General features: G+C 57.2%; 13 protein-coding genes and 2 pseudogenes. 5 read left to right on the top strand and 10 right to left on the bottom strand.

All coding sequences use genetic code 11. From position 1 onward, the window contains the following. Position 1 precedes the first annotated feature (1 nt). The 3 genes and pseudogenes from AB4Z52_RS18240 to AB4Z52_RS18230 all read right to left on the bottom strand — a co-directional run. On the bottom strand, positions 2–994 hold the full coding sequence (locus tag AB4Z52_RS18240) for a Rieske 2Fe-2S domain-containing protein (RefSeq protein WP_442219328.1): 993 nt from the start codon (positions 992–994) through the stop codon (positions 2–4). Further along, the gene (locus AB4Z52_RS18235) at positions 991–2,097 is read right to left on the bottom strand and encodes a GNAT family N-acetyltransferase (protein WP_442219327.1); all 1,107 of its coding nucleotides are present in this window, start codon (positions 2,095–2,097) and stop codon (positions 991–993) included. The genes AB4Z52_RS18240 and AB4Z52_RS18235 overlap by 4 nt, the downstream gene beginning before the upstream one ends. A 201-nt stretch (positions 2,098–2,298) precedes the next feature. Then, a pseudogene (locus AB4Z52_RS18230) lies at positions 2,299–2,556 on the bottom strand (hypothetical protein); the annotation flags it as partial. A 764-nt stretch (positions 2,557–3,320) separates the two neighbouring features. Here AB4Z52_RS18230 and AB4Z52_RS18225 point away from each other — a divergent pair. The 3 genes from AB4Z52_RS18225 (at position 3,321) to AB4Z52_RS18215 (ending at position 5,465) form a co-directional block, all read left to right on the top strand. Next, a complete protein-coding gene (locus tag AB4Z52_RS18225) occupies positions 3,321–3,482 on the top strand; it encodes a hypothetical protein (RefSeq protein ID WP_442219326.1) in 162 nt (53 codons plus the stop codon). A 69-nt stretch (positions 3,483–3,551) separates the two neighbouring features. Next, positions 3,552–4,799 carry an AAA family ATPase gene (locus AB4Z52_RS18220; protein WP_442219325.1) on the top strand — a complete coding sequence of 416 codons (1,248 nt, stop codon included), beginning with the start codon at positions 3,552–3,554 and terminating at the stop codon, positions 4,797–4,799. A 3-nt stretch (positions 4,800–4,802) separates the two neighbouring features. Continuing rightward, positions 4,803–5,465, top strand: a complete 663-nt coding sequence (locus AB4Z52_RS18215; RefSeq protein ID WP_442219324.1) for an RloB family protein — start codon at positions 4,803–4,805, stop codon at positions 5,463–5,465. A 44-nt stretch (positions 5,466–5,509) separates the two neighbouring features. Here AB4Z52_RS18215 and AB4Z52_RS18210 read toward each other — a convergent pair whose 3' ends face one another. The 3 genes from AB4Z52_RS18210 to AB4Z52_RS18200 form a co-directional block, all read right to left on the bottom strand. Beyond that, complete coding sequence (locus AB4Z52_RS18210; protein WP_442219383.1) at positions 5,510–6,460, bottom strand: ABC transporter permease; 951 nt, start codon at positions 6,458–6,460, stop codon at positions 5,510–5,512. Between the two features lie 55 nt (positions 6,461–6,515). Next, positions 6,516–8,051 carry a sugar ABC transporter ATP-binding protein gene (locus AB4Z52_RS18205; RefSeq protein WP_442219323.1) on the bottom strand — a complete coding sequence of 512 codons (1,536 nt, stop codon included), beginning with the start codon at positions 8,049–8,051 and terminating at the stop codon, positions 6,516–6,518. A gap of 154 nt (positions 8,052–8,205) precedes the next feature. Continuing rightward, positions 8,206–9,183 (bottom strand): sugar ABC transporter substrate-binding protein, encoded by a 978-nt coding sequence (locus AB4Z52_RS18200; protein WP_442219322.1) that lies wholly within the window; start codon positions 9,181–9,183, stop codon positions 8,206–8,208. Between the two features lie 303 nt (positions 9,184–9,486). On the opposite strand from AB4Z52_RS18200, the gene AB4Z52_RS18195 reads away from it, so the two are divergent. Then, positions 9,487–10,530: a LacI family DNA-binding transcriptional regulator gene (locus AB4Z52_RS18195; protein WP_442219321.1), complete on the top strand. Its 1,044-nt coding sequence runs from the start codon at positions 9,487–9,489 to the stop codon at positions 10,528–10,530. Positions 10,531–10,547: 17 nt separating this feature from the next. After that, positions 10,548–10,807 (top strand): annotated as a pseudogene (locus AB4Z52_RS18190) (integrase core domain-containing protein); the annotation flags it as partial. A gap of 263 nt (positions 10,808–11,070) precedes the next feature. Here AB4Z52_RS18190 and AB4Z52_RS18185 read toward each other — a convergent pair. The 4 genes from AB4Z52_RS18185 to AB4Z52_RS18170 all read right to left on the bottom strand — a co-directional run bounded on the left by AB4Z52_RS18185 (position 11,071) and on the right by AB4Z52_RS18170 (position 15,865). Further along, on the bottom strand, positions 11,071–11,544 hold the full coding sequence (locus AB4Z52_RS18185; RefSeq protein ID WP_442219320.1) for a hypothetical protein: 474 nt from the start codon (positions 11,542–11,544) through the stop codon (positions 11,071–11,073). Then, the gene (locus tag AB4Z52_RS18180; RefSeq protein ID WP_442219319.1) at positions 11,544–12,128 is read right to left on the bottom strand and encodes a DUF2478 domain-containing protein; all 585 of its coding nucleotides are present in this window, start codon (positions 12,126–12,128) and stop codon (positions 11,544–11,546) included. Before AB4Z52_RS18180 ends, AB4Z52_RS18185 begins: the two co-directional genes overlap by 1 nt. A 228-nt stretch (positions 12,129–12,356) precedes the next feature. Then, the gene (locus AB4Z52_RS18175) at positions 12,357–15,098 is read right to left on the bottom strand and encodes a nitrate/nitrite transporter (protein ID WP_442219318.1); all 2,742 of its coding nucleotides are present in this window, start codon (positions 15,096–15,098) and stop codon (positions 12,357–12,359) included. Positions 15,099–15,100: 2 nt separating this feature from the next. Then, positions 15,101–15,865, bottom strand: a complete 765-nt coding sequence (locus tag AB4Z52_RS18170; RefSeq protein ID WP_442219317.1) for a cyclic nucleotide-binding domain-containing protein — start codon at positions 15,863–15,865, stop codon at positions 15,101–15,103. Positions 15,866–15,887: the final 22 nt, after the last annotated feature.

The following is a 15,887-nucleotide window of genomic DNA, read 5'->3' as shown; positions in this document are numbered from 1 at the left end:
CTTAGAGTTCCATCACCAGCACAGCCGGCCTGTCGGCGACGTCAGGTCTCTGCCCGGCGAGAATGGCGTCGATGTGTGGACGCATGACGTCGAGCGGCGTGAGCATCTGCCGGCGTTGCGCAAACAGCTTGCGGTTTTCCTCGGCGGCATGGAGAATAAGCTGGTCCTGACGTAGGGCAATGCGGAAGAACGGTTTGAACAGTAGCGCTTTCACATAGCCGAGGTTCCTCTGTCGCGGGCCCGAAAGAATGCCGAAGCCATGCACAGTGTCTTCGGTTTCCTGGCGCAGATGAAAGGTGGTAGCCAAGTTGATCGACTTTGCGCCCCAAAACTCCAGCTCGGCGATGCCAGGATAGCGAAATCGGCCGACGCTAATCGAGCGCTCGCCTTCGAGAAGCCGGCTGACAAGACCCTCCTGCTTCGGCTCGCCCACGTAGCGCGCCTCCACCCAGCCGTCGCCGCCGGTCACGGTCACCGTCACCTTGTAGCGTTTGGCGCTCAGGCCTCGCAAAATTCCCTTGTGCGTGAAATGCGTGTGGGTCGCATCGAGGATGTTTTCCGCCACCTCCGCCAGCGACGAGGTCACCCGACTTTCGACCGTCAGCGAAACCGTATCACCTGCGGCGAGCACCGTCGTGTAAGGAGCCGCGCTGGCGGCTTGCGCCGAAAAGAAGATTAGTCCGTCCTTTTCGCAAACGGCATAGGATGGCACCAGTGCCCGCGGCACCGCGCCGGTCAGACCGGGCATGGCCTTGCACAGCCCCGCGCCGTCGAACTGCCAGCCATGATAGGGGCATTCAATAGAACCGTTCACAACCCGGCCGCCCGACAGCGGCGCGGAGCGATGCGGACAGACATCGGCAAGACAATGCAGCCTGCCATCCGCGCGAAACAACACGAATGCCCTCCCCCCTGCCAATACCCGCAAAGGCTTGGTCCGAACGGTTTTTGATCGGGCAATTGCGACCCATCCCTCGATTTTCTGATCGCTCAAAGCCTATAGTTCCTCATGATCGGGATGCCTATGTTCCGCAATATCGCCCGTACGAACGTCGCAGCGGCGCGGTTCTTCCACGATAAATGTCGATTGTAGATTGCACTGTATTCGATCGCCGCAATACCGCCACGGTTTCTCTTGAAGGCCGCAGCTCCGGCGCTCATGTTGAATAGCAGCCGGCGGTCCCTGGCGCGCTGCAGCGCGATCGCCATCAGGCGACGATAGAGTCCTGCTTTCAGGTCGATTGTCGTGTCGTAGCCGACCACCGGCGCCGACATGACGTCGCCCCGGTCGAAAAAACCGGCGATGCCATCCAGTTGCCCATCGCGATTGCGCAAGCCGTAAAACTGCAGGACGCCAGCCTCATGCATCTGTTGCAGCCACAAGGCCGAGTATTGAGGATTCAAATAGGTGTATTTTTGGAGATAGAGTTTGGCGTAAAGCACTTCAATCCGCTGAAAATCCGTGAGCGCGATGTCTCGGGGCTCGACGACGCTGAAATCTGGCTGCGCCAGAAGCAGCGTGTCGCGCTTTTCATCCCGATGGACCCTCACCGGCCCTTGCCGGCAATCGAACAGGTAGACCTGCCGGGCCGGATAGAGACCGTAGCCGCAGGCGCGGAAAAAGGCGAGCATCCGGGCATCGCTAACGTCATTGAGCGAACGCCAGACGATTGCCATGCCCGGGTGGAACGCGCACAGCTCCTGCGTCACCTCGTGGATCTCGGCAACATTGAGTGCACAGCAGATGTTTGTTGCCAGAAGCCAATTGTTGGGCTGGATCTGGTGGTCGAACCCGGTCATCCGCATCAAGGGTGCCGCTAGCCTCAGCAAACTGTCCATAGCTCGTTTCGCGGCCGGGCTTTCGGCCAAATTGCGCAGCTCCTCGCGAGCATAGGCGATATAGGCGACGCTGGGACAGCAGAGATAGCAGGTTGGCGACAGGCGCCGATCGTTGATGGTGACCGGCAAGAGCAACTGTCCCATCCGCAGGGTGGTCACAATCGTATCCAGCTTGCCTATCAATGCCCGCGCCGGATGGTCGTTGAATACCCGCTCCATCTCTTGAGCCTGGAGTACTGTCGCGCGCGTTAAAGTCATCGTCTTGGAATCTCTCGCACTGGCAGTCTCGTCGCGCCACGATATCACCATATCGAATAAATGCGCCTCTGTTGACAGTCATCTCGGCAGCCATATCGATGACGTATGGCGCTAGCAGGCTCCACCTATCAAAAAATGCTCAGGGCTATTCGATTCTCTGCGGCGACCATCCTTGATGGGGTTCGAACCGCCGGCCCGAATTTACCGGGCGCGGTTGACCTCGGTCAGCGTTTTACGGCTGGCAATAAACTCGCGCAGGATGGGAAGGAAGAAGACCTTGCTAAAACGGCCGATTGGGGGCTCTGGCTCTAAATAGAAGGAGCGGCCGATGACATCACCGTTGAACTCCTCCAGAATGATGCAAAGACGTAGATCGACATCAAGACCTGCACGGCGTTTTTCGATCGCCGGGATTTCTATAGCAAAGCGCCCAGCCCCCGACTGTTTGGGGGCCTCCGGCGACGGTGTGTGAGTAGTGGACCACTACCACCGTGCGTTGTTGTTGCACTAATTTTACGCCTTTGACAAACACTAATATCTTGCATTTTAGCCACACTAGTTTCACGATTCTGAATCACACTAATTTTATGCCTTGGACTCAAACTAAAATTCCGTCTTGTCGAGAACCGTTTCGCAAGGCGAGACGAACTCAACGCTATTGCTGACCACCAATGCGCGATAGATCGATCCGTATCGGTATGCTGATTTCACCGTCATAGCTTCAAGCAAGATGCCCCGCGTGGCTCGGAATTGTCTTTTCTTGCCCGTGCGAAACGCGCGATTCCAACGCGAAGCCATTGAATCTTGTGGTGAATTCGGTTGCGAATTCAACTGATCTCCTCTATCATTTCATATGAGGCAGCACGCACTGCCTTGGGGATTGGTACCCAATGGTTGATGCCGGCCGATACGGCACCACACTCCTTGACCTTATGGGTCGGGGAGCCTGTGGCGTATGTCCAGGTTCCCCGGCTAAAGGCCATAGGGCCGTCTCGTACGGTTACGACCTCCCCGATCAGTGGGTTGAGCGAGTTTTTTCAGCCGGGGCGTACCGCGGAAACTCTCCATACGGGGTGTCGGATATGAATCACCGTACAGCCGCCGCCCTGGCTAGGCGATCGAGGCAGCTCCGCAACAGTCAGACGCAATCTGAAAGTCAAACAGTTCATCCCGTCGATCTTCATGTCGGCCAGCAAATCCGCGTTCGCAGGATCCAATCGAACGTGTCGCAGAGCGATCTTGGTGCCGGCATCGGCGTCAGCTTCCAGCAGGTTCAACGTATGATTTTGAGCAATTCTTCTGAACCCTTCATGCGCCAACTGACCATAGCCACCTGCGGAAGACGTTTGGACAAAGCTGCCCGCTTCGGATTATTCCGGCAATGAAGCCGAAATAAATTGACTTTTTGCGGATTTTACGCGCTAGATTGCTTTAATATAGGAAAGCTATAAAATATGTTGCTCGAATTTCGCGTCAAGAATTACCGCTCCCTCCGCGACGAGGCTGTGCTTAGCATGGCTGCAAGTCCCGACTCCACCCTGCAACATACGCATACTCGCGAAACCGGGCTGGAGAAGGTCAAGCGCGCGCTCAATACCGCGGCTATCTATGGAGCCAACGCCAGCGGCAAGACGAACATCATCCGTGCCTTGCAGTTCATGCACAGCATGGTGATGACGTCAAACCAGGTTCAGCCCGACCAGCAAAACAACCTGACGCCCTTCCGGTTGCGGCCAGACCACGAGACCCATCCGACATTGTTCGAGGCCACGTTCCTTATTGCCGGAAAGCGCTTTCAGTACGGCTTCGAGATGACCCGGACCCATATCCTGAGCGAATGGCTGCTGGTCTACGAAAGTGCGAAGCCACAGGTCTGGTTCTCCCGCACATACAACGAGAAGAAAAAGAGCCGTTACGACTATACCTACAGCGACTATTTCACGGGGCAAAAGAAGCTCTGGGAGAGCGCGACGCGTAAGGAAACGCTGTTTCTCACAACAGCCATCCAGCTCAACAACGAGCAGCTGAAGCCCCTCCACCAGAAATTCGCCGAGGATATGGCCATTTTCCCCGACGGCGGGGGCATAGGCTATGGGTTCTCGGCAAACTACGCGGAAGAAAACTCCCGAAACCTGTCAAGCGTCGTTTCCCTGATTGCTGCCGCCGACACGGGCATTTGCCGCGTGTCCTTCACGAAAAAGCCGGGTCGGCAGCTTCATTTTAATCTGGGCACCGGTGTGCCCGAGGTTAAAGATACGGAAATCGACATTCCGCAATTTGGCCACCTCGCTGAAGGCGAGGTATACGAATTCGAATATGGCGAGGAGTCGGCCGGCACGCAGATCCTCTTCAGCCTCTCAGGCCCCATCCTGGACATCCTGCAGCGCGGCCGGCTGCTGATCGTGGATGAGCTCGACCGCAGTCTTCATCCACTGCTGGTGCAGAAGATCGTCGAAATGTTCAACAGTCCAGAGCTGAACCCCAAGGGAGCACAGCTGATCTTTACCACCCATGACGTCTCCTTGCTCGACGGCAACAAACTCCGACGTGACCAGATCTGGTTTGCGGAGAAAGACGCAGCCCAGGTCTCGCATCTCTTCCCCTTGCTGGAGTTTTCGCCACGCAAGGGCGAGGCCTTGGAGAAAGGCTATTTGGGCGGTCGCTACGGCGGCATCCCGATCTTCGGTACGATGAAAGAGTAAATCTTGGCCAAGAAACACCGCTTTGAACGTACCGAAGCACGCCTGACACGCCGACTAGGCCGCAAGCGATCCTACGACCGGACGCTGATCGTGTGCGAAGGTGAAAAGACCGAAGTCAACTACTTCGAGGCGATCCGCCGCGAAAAACGGCTCCCGAATGCCGACATCCGGATTGTTCCGTCTGACTACGGAACATCCCCGTTGAACATCGTGGAGTATGCGATTCACCTTTTCAACGATAAGAAGGCCTTCGACCGCGTGTACGTCGTCTTCGACCGGGACGACCATCCAAGCTACCACAACGCCCTTGCCAAGGCCGAGGCAACCGATAAGAAGCTGAAGAGCGACGAGGGGAAAGCGGTTCCGTTTACCGCCATCCCCTCTGTACCGAATTTCGAACTGTGGGTGCCGTTGCATTTCCGCGATGTTCTCGCCCCAATCCATCGGAACGAGGTCTATGCCGAGTTGCGAAAGCCTGCGTACTATCCGACCTACGCCAAGAACAGCGAGACAGTTTTTGCCGACACCATCGACCGGATTCCCGCTGCCACAGTCCGAGCCGTCAGCCTTCGCGCGCAGTTTACGAATTATAGTGGCACGGACCCCTATACGGACGCCGATGTGCTGACCGGGGAGCTGATGAAGATTGCAGGGCGGTTCGCCTAAATGTACGAACTGGGTAAGGAAGCGCAATAGAAATATGTATTCCGTCAGCGCATTTCTAATATGTGTAGCCACTTGCCACGATAGCTATCTCCGATCACAGCAAGCACGATAACGGCACCTATCACAATCGGTTTGACATTGTCGTCGGCGCCCAGCAGCTGCAAGCCGGTCGACAATACCTGCAGAATACAGGCGCCAACCAATGTTCCGATGATGGAGCCTTTGCCTCCCGAAAGACTCGTTCCGCCGATGATGACAGCCGCGATTGCATTCAGCTCGTAGCCTATCCCCGCGACTGGGCTGCCGACGTTCAATCGAAGGAGGTAGACCATGGCGGCGATCCCTGCCGTCAGCCCCGAGATCGCAAAGACGGCGATCTTGTAGCGCCGCGGCGTGTGGCCGGAAAGGCGAACGGCCTCCTCATTCGTGCCGATCGCAAAGACGAAACGCCCGAAAACCGTATATTTCAGGATAAACCAGCCGATGAGGACGACAACAATTGCGATCAGGAATATCGAAGGTAACACGCCCCAGAAAATGAGATTTCCGAAATCAACGAACGGCTGCGGCAGGCCTGTAATCGTGGAGTTATCGCTGACAACGCGCGCCAAACCGCTGGCGACGTTCAGCATGCCTAGCGTGACGATGAAAGAAGGCAGCTTCCATCTTTCACAAATCCAACCGTTCAGCGCCCCAAGAACGAGTCCTACACCCATGGAAGCAAATGAGGCTAGTACTATTGCCTGCCAGGGTGACAGCCGCGGATCGATCATGATTGTGGCGCCGACGACCGTGCAAAGGGCGAGAAGCGAACCAACCGAGAGATCGATACCCCCGACAAGGATGACGAAAGTCATGCCAGATGCCAGGACAGTATTGATCGCCGTCTGCACGAAAATCTTCAGGAAATTCTCGGGCGTCGCAAAGTACGGCGCCGCGGCTGAGAAGAAGATGACGAGGACAACGAGCGCAATCGCAACACCGGCTTCACGCATTGAAATACGCAGGATGGTGTCCACGAGACGTACTCGTTTTACGTCACTCTTGGTTTCAGTCTTCTCGGACACGACTATACTCCTTGTAGGCCAGTGAGAGGATCCTGCTCTCGTCAAACTCTTCGCGAGCCACTTCACCGGCAATTTTTCCGGCCGAAAGAACAATAATGCGATGGCAGATGCCCATAAGCTCCGGCAGATCAGATGAGACTACGAGAATACCCTTCCCCGCAGCGGCCAGTTTCCAGACAAGCTCATAGATTTCGGCCTTCGCGCCGACATCGATCCCACGCGTCGGCTCATCAAAAATGAGCACTCTTGGACCGCGGAAAAGCCATTTCGCGATAACGACCTTCTGCTGGTTGCCGCCAGAAAAGGTTCTGACAGCCTGGTGGATCGAGGGTGTCTTTATGCGCAGTTCCTGCACCAGACGCCTGGAGTTGCTATCCTCCACCTTCTTCAAGATCAGTCCGTTTCGGGAGATCTTGCGCAGGTCTGTTATTGTTGAGTTCTGCGCGCAGGTCATGTCGAGCATGAGCCCCTGCAATTTGCGGTCTTCCGTCGCAAGGCAAATACCAGCGCTTACCGCATCCTTCGGCGATTTGATCTCAACCGATTTTCCGTCGATCCGGATCTCTCCGGCAACCTTTAGATCGGCCCCGAAAATGGCTCGCACCGCCTCCGTTCGACCGCTGCCCACCAAGCCGGCAATACCGACGATCTCGCCGTTCCGAACGGAGAATGACAACTCAGGACTGTCGCGGGTTACTTTGAGGCCCGACACACCCAGCGCCTCGCCATAAACGGGACTGTCCTCACGGAACACATTGAGATTGGCAATCGTGCGGCCGACCATAAGCTCGACGATCTCAGGGATGGCAAGTCCGGCAAGTGGTCTGGTAATCACGTGCTGCCCATCACGCAATATGGTCACGTCGTCACCGACCTCAAAAATCTCTTCAAGTCGGTGAGAAATGTAAAGCGTGGTAACGCCACGGTTTCGCAGGCGCCTGAGAATTTCGAAGAGGCGATCGACCTCTTTCGAAGTCAACGTCGCTGTCGGCTCATCGAGGACCAGAAACTTGCTTTCGTAGCAGAGCGCCTTCGCGATTTCGAGCAATTGCAGCTGCGCTACGCTAAGCCGGCCGGCTTGGGTCGTTGGCGCCATGTCGAGGCCGACCTCGGCCAGCAATTCAGCAGCGCGTCGATTCATTTGCTTATAGTCGACCAGCCCACGGCGCCGCGGTAAGCTCTCAAACAGCAAGTTTTCCGCAACAGTCAGGTTTGAAAGCGGATGGAGCTCCTGATGGACGATGCGGATACCCGCGCTGAAGGCCTCATAGGGTGACTGAGGCTCGTAGCGCTTGCCGTCGAACCAGATTTGCCCGTCATCGGGTTTGAACACGCCCCCCAGAAGATTGATAAGCGTGGATTTTCCTGCGCCGTTTTCTCCAAGAAGAACATGCCCTCTGCCGCGGGCAATTTCGATGGAAACGTCTTTGAGCGCCACCACGCCGGGAAAGCGCTTGCCGATCCTATCCAGCCGCAAAATCTTGTTTTCGGTTTCATGTGCCAAGTCGACCTCATGCATCGTTGGAACCGAATGACAGTCAGGAGCAATTCGACACTCTGACAACAGTCGACGCGGCTATTCATGAGCGGAAATATTGCAAATGCCTGCCAGGGAGAGGATGCGCCAGCTTTGAGCCGGCGCATCCACCTTCCCTGAACCACAGAAGGGTGATTTACTTCGTTACGAGCTTAATGTCAGTCTTGACCCAACCGGTAAACTTCTCGCCCTTCATTTCACGAAGACCGTAGTCGATGCCCATGGCAGCCATCTGGGCACCATATTGCTCGACGGTCGCCAACACCTTGCCATCTTTGATCAGAGGCTGAACGGCTGGAATATTGTCGAAGCCAACAACTTTGATCTTGCCACTAAGACCAGCGGCATCGAGCGCTTTCACCACACCGAGCACCATCGAGTCGTTGGCAGCCATGACGCCCTGAATATCATGATATTTGGTCAGGAAATTCGTCATGACGGTGTTGGCTTCTTCCGTCTCCCAATGCGCAGTCTTGCTATCGAGAAGCTGCAGACCACCGGCCTTGATCGAGTCGGCGAAGCCCTTCGCGCGTTCCTTTGCGTTATCGGCTTCAGGGTTGCCTTCCAGGACGACGACCTTGCCCCCCTTGCCGAGATCCTTTGCAAGCGCATCGCCAGCCAGCTTTGCGCCATCCCTGTTGTCAGGACCGAAAAATGCAAGATCGACACCGGCGGCTTTCTTCGCATCCTCATCGAGCGCAACGTCGATGTTGATGACCTTCACGCCTGCTTTTACCGCTTTAGCCAATGGTGTTACCATGGCCTTGGAGTCTGCCGGAGCAACGACAATGATGTCATACTTTTGGGTAACGAAATTCTCGACCGCATCGACCTGCGAGGCGAAATCGCGCTCGTCCTTCATGCCGACAGCCTTGAAATCGAACTTGTCGGCATTCTTGGCGGCGTAATCGTCGGCACCCGCCTTCATCTGTTTGAAAAATTCGTTGGAAAGCGACTTCATGATGAGGCCGACCTTCGGCTTGTCAGCAGCCAAAGCCGGAGCAGTGCCCACGGACAATGCGACAGCCACAAGAAGCGAGCCGGCTGCACTGAGCTTCAGCACGTCGCGGCGAGTCTTCATGTGAAAAGCAGTGCGGATTTGTACATTCGACATTTTAATCCTCCCCAATGTGTTGGAAACGAGGGCCTCCTCGCCCCGTGTGAACCGTTTCCAATGCTCGACGGATATCAAGCCATATTTACGCTGTCAATGCCGGGTTCGCGGCGAATATTGTCGAGAGAAGATATGTATGACCCAGAAATTGACAGCGCGATATGAACCGGTTCAATATCGAACAGCGGCTCTTTGCCTTCAAACTCAGTTCAGACGACGGCTATTGAGAATGTGGATTTTCATCGATATGAGACACGGTAGATCGGGCGTTCGGTCTCCAGAGCACACGGGCAAAGCCTGAAAATGAAGAAGGTCGGGATACGAGACGTTGCCAAGCGCGCCGGGGTCGCGACCGGCACCGTCTCCAGGGTGTTGAATGGCCATGCCTCCGTGACGCAGGAGGTGCGGGACACCGTCGGAAAAGTGATTGCGGAGCTTGGTTATCGGCCGGATCCTCATGCTCGCAGCATGCGCAGCAGGGTGAGCAGGCTGATCGGTATCGTCATCCCCAATCTCTCCAACCCATTTTTTGCTGAAGTTGTTCAGGGTGCGGAACAGGCCGCCGCATTGTTTGGCTACAATGTCATATTCATGACCTCACTCGACGATGTCGCAAAGGAAGCCGATCGACTGGAGCAGCTGGCCGGACGCAAGGTCGATGGGATCATACTTGTGCCCAGTGACGGCTTTCACGCGACGAAGCCCCCGCTTGGTTTGCCGCTCGTCGTGCTTGACCGGCTGATCAAGGATTATCCCGGCGTGGCTGCCGACCACCGCCAGGGGGCAAGGCTGGGCGCGGAATATCTTTTGAAACTGGGCCATCGCCGCATTGGCATCGTGTCCGGGCCGTTCGATTCGGTTCCTGCAAATGATCGTCTCGGTGGCTACCTGGAGGCTGTTGAGGCTTTCAACGGCGGCAACGAACAATCTTGCAGCACCATGGTCGTCGAAGCCGCTTTCGACTACGAAGGTGGGTTGCGGGCCGGCAGCTATTTGCTGGCGCAGGCGCGCAACGAAAGACCAACGGCGATCTTGGCAAGTTCAGATCAACAGGCAATCGGCTGCATGCGAGCTGCCTACGACCTCGGCATTCCCATACCTGCCGCTCTCAGCATCGTCGGGTTCGACGGCATTCCCCTTTCGAACATGACGACACCGCGATTGACCACCATCAGACAGCCGATAGCCGCAGTTGCAGCAGCGGCAGTGGAAATGATCCTGGGCAGTCGGGAATTTTCGCCAGACGAGAGACCTCTTCTTCTTGAGTGCACGCTCTCCGAGGGCGAAACTACGTCACCACCAAGCCAGATCCCGAAGCGTAATGACTACAGCCCTGTTAACAATTGATCGATCGACGCTATCTGGTAGGCATAAAGCTGATGGAATGGGCCGAGAACCAGGGCATTGCATTGAGCCACATCCAGCCCGGCAAGCCCAGCAGAACGCCTATGTCGAGCGCTACAACCGTACCGTCCGGCATGAATGGCTCGACCAATACATCAGCGAAGGCATAGAGGAGGCACAGGAATTCGCCACGCGATGCCTATGGACCTACAACAACGAACGGCCCAACGTGGGTATCGGCGGGTTCACGCCCGCACAGAAACTGAAAATAGCTGCGTGAATTCTACCGCTGAGCCCCGTTAAGAACGGGGGGATTACCGATCAGCTTTCCGTCGTCGATGAGAAGAGATCAGATCAGCCGATTGAAGACGATCAAATGTGCGCTCTATGGCAGAATTGGCCCGGAGCATGCTCGGAGAACACATGCTGCCGCTCAATTGACGGGGTCACCACACAAAGCGAGGAAGACCCGGATATTGTGAGAATTCCGATGCGAACCATTGGATCAAACCTCCGCGTTGGAACCCATGAGCGTGTCCTGCATCAGAAAAAGCTGAACCCATGAGAACCGGCAACGGCACCAAACGCCGTGACGGTCGCAAGCAGCAGAAGAAATTCGTGCAGACGGCTCACACGGCGGAAGGCAGAGGTCGGGTCCTGGCGCGCGCTCTTCTCGAATTTTCTGTGCAAGAATGGCTCGATGACGAACAGCATGAGCATGAAGATCAGCCAGAGGCCGACCATCGCCGACATCCACCAGAAATTCGGATCAGCGAAACGGTCCCAGAGCTCCATCCTGTACGTCATCCACAGCCCCGTTGCGCCTGCGAGCGGGACCGAGAGGCGAACCTGCGCTGAAAAATGCCGCTCGATGCCTTCGAACAGCATCAGGGCATCTTTGCTCATCTGATGTGATCTGGCGAAGGGCAGCACGACCAACGTCACGAACGCCAGTCCGCCGATCCAGTGGATCACGGCAAGGACGTGCAGCGCGCGCGCCACCACGATGTCATCCATCACTTACCCCCCAAGGCGACCGCCATCGGCGCGCCATCCGCCGGCCGAAAGGCGGAGCGCAGACGCTCTGCCGTCGCCAGCCGTTGATCGGAGGCGAGTTCAGCAAACTCGATTTCTCGCGCAAAACCGGCCGCAAATTCGCGAAACCGTAAAAGGTTAATCTCGGGAACTCCGATCAGAACAGGAACCGAAAGCTCCAGAGCCTTGGCTATCAACGCCCTGAAGCCGCCCCCTTCCACCTCGGCTTTCCCGAACTTGCACAGGACCAACAGATCGGTCTCTGCAGACAGCCCGGCCTTCGCAGCCTCGCAGGCGCCCACCAGCCGGTCGGTATTCAAGACGCAGCCGCGGGCATGGGGACCGCGGTCATCGGAGATCGCAGAGACTTCGCCTGTGGTGAGATCATGGAGATACATATCGCATTTCGTGCGACCGGACTTTGCTTGGCTGTGCTGAACCAGCCCGGCCAGCCGCATGCCTTGCTCCGCCATGGTGGCGGTCACATCCCGCAGAAAGGCTTCGAAGTCCGGTCCCTTCGGATAGACGATCGCGGTGATGGGCAAGTGTGGATGGGCGATTTGCATATATGGTCTCCTTCACGCGGAAATCAGCACTGAATGGGCAAGGGCGGCACTATCCCGCTCATCTGTCGAAATGCGATTGATCGAATGGAAGCACCCCGAGTGCGCAACTCAGAGGACCCGTTTTTCCAGGTACATGGCTCGCGTCGAAGTGGATCATGCTGCCAAGACGTCTGCAAAATCGAATGTCGCGTATCGTCGGCGAACAGTTCCAGCCCTAGCATCAAAACTTTAGTCTGGAAGACCTTCCAAAACCAAACTCGAATGGCACGATAGCAGCCCGCCGCGCCGGGTGTAGAACCACCAGGTGATACCGATGCAACTCACATAGAAGGCCAGGAAGCCGTACAATGCCAGTTCCGCTCCACCTGTGGAAGCAATTGAGCTTCCGAAGCTCTTGGGGATGAAGAAGGCGCCGTAGGCCGCGATCGCAGAGGTAAAGCCGATGATGGCGGCGGATTCCTTGTCGGATTGCTTTGCCAGGTCAATAGCGTTGAGACCGGGCTCCAGGCGAGCCACCTCCTTGCGCATGATTGCCGGAATCATCTGGAACGTTGACGCGTTGCCAACCCCGCTGGCGGCAAACAGGAACAGGAAGCTGGCCAGGAATACCGGGAATGCGGTTGGATCGGCCTTCATGCCGATGGCGTAGAGGATTCCAACCGTGCCAAGGCTCATTGCGACGAACACCCAGATGGTGACCCGTCCCCCGCCGAACCGATCAGATGGTTTTCCAGCGGCAGCCCGCGCCAAGGCCCCGACCAGGGGACCGAGGAAGGCATATGCGAGCGCGTTCACCTCTGGAAACAGGATTTTCGACAGCAACGGGAATGCCGCCGAAAAGCCGATAAAGGAACCGAATGTACCGGTGTAGAGCCAGCACATGATCCAGTTATGCGCCCGCCGAAAGATGATGGCTTGATCGGCGAACGACGATTTCATGGTGGCGATGTCATTCATGCCGAACCAGGCGGCAAAGGCGCTGGCGACGATGAACGGCACAAACACGAAGCCGGCGTTTTGCAGCCACAGGGTGGTGGTCACGCCGCCGACGGTCGCGCTCTGCGGCATTCCGCCGAACCAGCCGAGCACGCCAGCCGTAATCGCCAACGGCACGACGAACTGAACGACGCTGACGCCGAGGTTACCGAGGCCGGCATTCAACGCCAATGCACTTCCTTTCTCCGCCTTGGGGAAGAAAAACGAGATGTTGGACATGGACGATGCGAAATTACCACCGCCCAAGCCGCAGAGCAGGGCAAGCATCAGGAAGATCCAGTATGGTGACGTCGGATCCTGGACCGCAAAACCCATGCCGAGCGCAGGGATCAGCAACGACCAAGTGGTTAGCGTCGTCCAAAGACGACCACCAAAGATGGCAGGCATGAATGCATAAACCACCCGCAACGTGGCCCCTGACAGGCCCGGAAGTGCCGCGAGCCAAAAAAGCTGCTCGTTGGAAAAGCTGAAACCGACCGCGGGGAGCTTAGACACCACGACCGACCAAACCATCCAGACGGCAAACGACAAAAGCAGGCAGGGAACCGAGATCCACAGGTTGCGGCGGGCGATCTTGCGGCCAGTCTCATTCCAGAACGCTGCGTCTTCGGGACGCCAATCTTTGATGGCGCCCGTCCCCGCCAGTGCGCCCTGTTGTGCAACACCATGGACCGGCTGCATTTCCGGGAGTTCCGGCAGAGCTGACACCGGCACGCCCGACGCCTGTGCTGCGCGCTCCATCTGACGGATGGCGACATGCATCCATACCAGCGCCGTGGCTACCAACGCAAACAACAGCCAGAAGCAACTTTGCCAGACACCTGTCAGGTCGTTCAGAGCACCGAACGCGATCGGCATGGCAAAGCCGCCGAGGCCGCCGACCAGGCCGACGACACCGCCAACGGCGCCGACGCGGTCCGGATAATAGACGGGGATGTGCTTGAATACGGCAGCCTTGCCCAGGCTCATGAAGAAACCCAGTATGGAGGCCACGACGATGAATCCGACCACGCCGAGATTCGTCGAGAATTCAAGAGGTCCACGACTGCCCTGCATCACATAGTGGGTCGGCGGATAGGACAGGATGAACGTGCAGACGACAGAGACCAGAAAGGTCCAGTACATGACCCGTCGAGCGCCAAACTTGTCGGCTAGATGCCCGCCATAGGCGCGGAAGACCGAGGCCGGAATCGAGTAGGCGGCTCCAATCACGCCAGCCGCGGCGATGCTCACACCGTAGACACCGATGAGGTAGTGGGGTAGCCAAAGTGCCAGCGACACGAAGCCGCCGAAGACGAAAAAATAATACAGCGAGAAACGCCAGACCTGAGCGTTCTTGAGCGGCTCCAGCATCGCCGAAAATGGCTCGGGCTTCCGGCCAGCGATGCGGCGCTGCACGCTTTCTGGGTCATCCTTCGTCATAACGAAGAAGACGACAGCGATCACCGCCAACGCCGCAGCCCAGACCAGAGCGACGGCTTGCCAGCCGTATGTCAGCATTACCGTCGGAGCAGCCAACTTGGTGACTGCGGCGCCGACGTTTCCAGCACCAAATATGCCAAGAGCGGTTCCTTGCTTCTCTTTGGGGAACCACTTGGCCACATAAGCGACGCCCACCGAGAAGGAGCCGCCGGAAATGCCGACCCCCAGAGCGGCCAGAAGGAAGGTGGGATAGTCGAAGGCCAGCGTCAGCAAAGCGGTCATCACCGCCGCCGACAGCATAGTGGCGAAGAACACCATGCGGCCACCATACTGATCCGCCCAAATGCCAAGGATGAGCCGGATCAGGGAACCTGTCAGGATCGGCGTTCCGACCAGCAGGCCCAGTTGCGTGTCCGTCAGCCCGAGATCACGCTGAATCTGAATGCCGATGATCGCAAAGACGGTCCAGACCGCGAAGCACACGGTAAAGGCTGCGGTCGAGGACCATAGGGCTCGCTGCTGATCAGATGGATGCACCGATGCGCTCGTCATCGTCAGTTCCTTTTAGGTTGAATTGGAATCATGGGCTCGTAGCCGTCGACCAGCGGATCAAGCTTGAAGCGCGCTTGGGCAGCAGTGATATCCTCGATAAGGACGATCTCGCCTTCAATCCGCAGGCCGTGCCGGATGATGATTTGAAGGGTGCGCGAAAAGGTTTCGCGGGTGATTCCAAGCTGGGAGGCGATCAGGCGCTTCTCCAACGGCAGCTTGACGGGCGTGCCGGGTGCTGCGCCCTGAACCAGTTTCATCAGGTAGCAGCCGACACGTTCCTCCGCGGATCTCAGTTGCAGGTTCTTGACGTGCTTGATCTGGCGGCGGAATTGCGCCGCCTGGCATGCCAGCACGGCGAGGCAAAGGGCATGGTCGGTGGCCACGGCATCGCGGAAGTTCTCGGCCTGGATCATGACGAGCCGGGCATCATGCAAAACACGCGCCCTTAAAAGGTAGGGCTGGTTGTTCAAAACTGCGGCGGGAAGCAAAAGGTCGGGAGCCTGCACGAACTCGACCAACGTTTCCTCCGCCCCCCGCACCGCAATGAGCTCAACGCTGCCGCTGACAAGCAATAGTGCGAAGGACGGCGTCTCTGCCTCCTCGAAAAGCGTACTGCCAGATGGCATGCGATGGAGCACGGCCTGTTTGGCAAGCAGGTCGAGCGCAACCGACGGGACGCAGCGCAGCCACTCGGTATCCGCCAGAACATCGCGTGGCGTCGCCGCAACGGAGCCCTCGATAGGATCGTGCCGACGTTCAATCCCCATCTGTATTGCCGCTCCTCTTGTC

The sequence above is a fragment of the Rhizobium sp. 2YAF20 genome (genome assembly GCF_052114685.1).
GTDB lineage: Bacteria > Pseudomonadota > Alphaproteobacteria > Rhizobiales > Rhizobiaceae > Rhizobium.
This window is presented reverse-complemented; position numbering and strand designations above follow the sequence as displayed.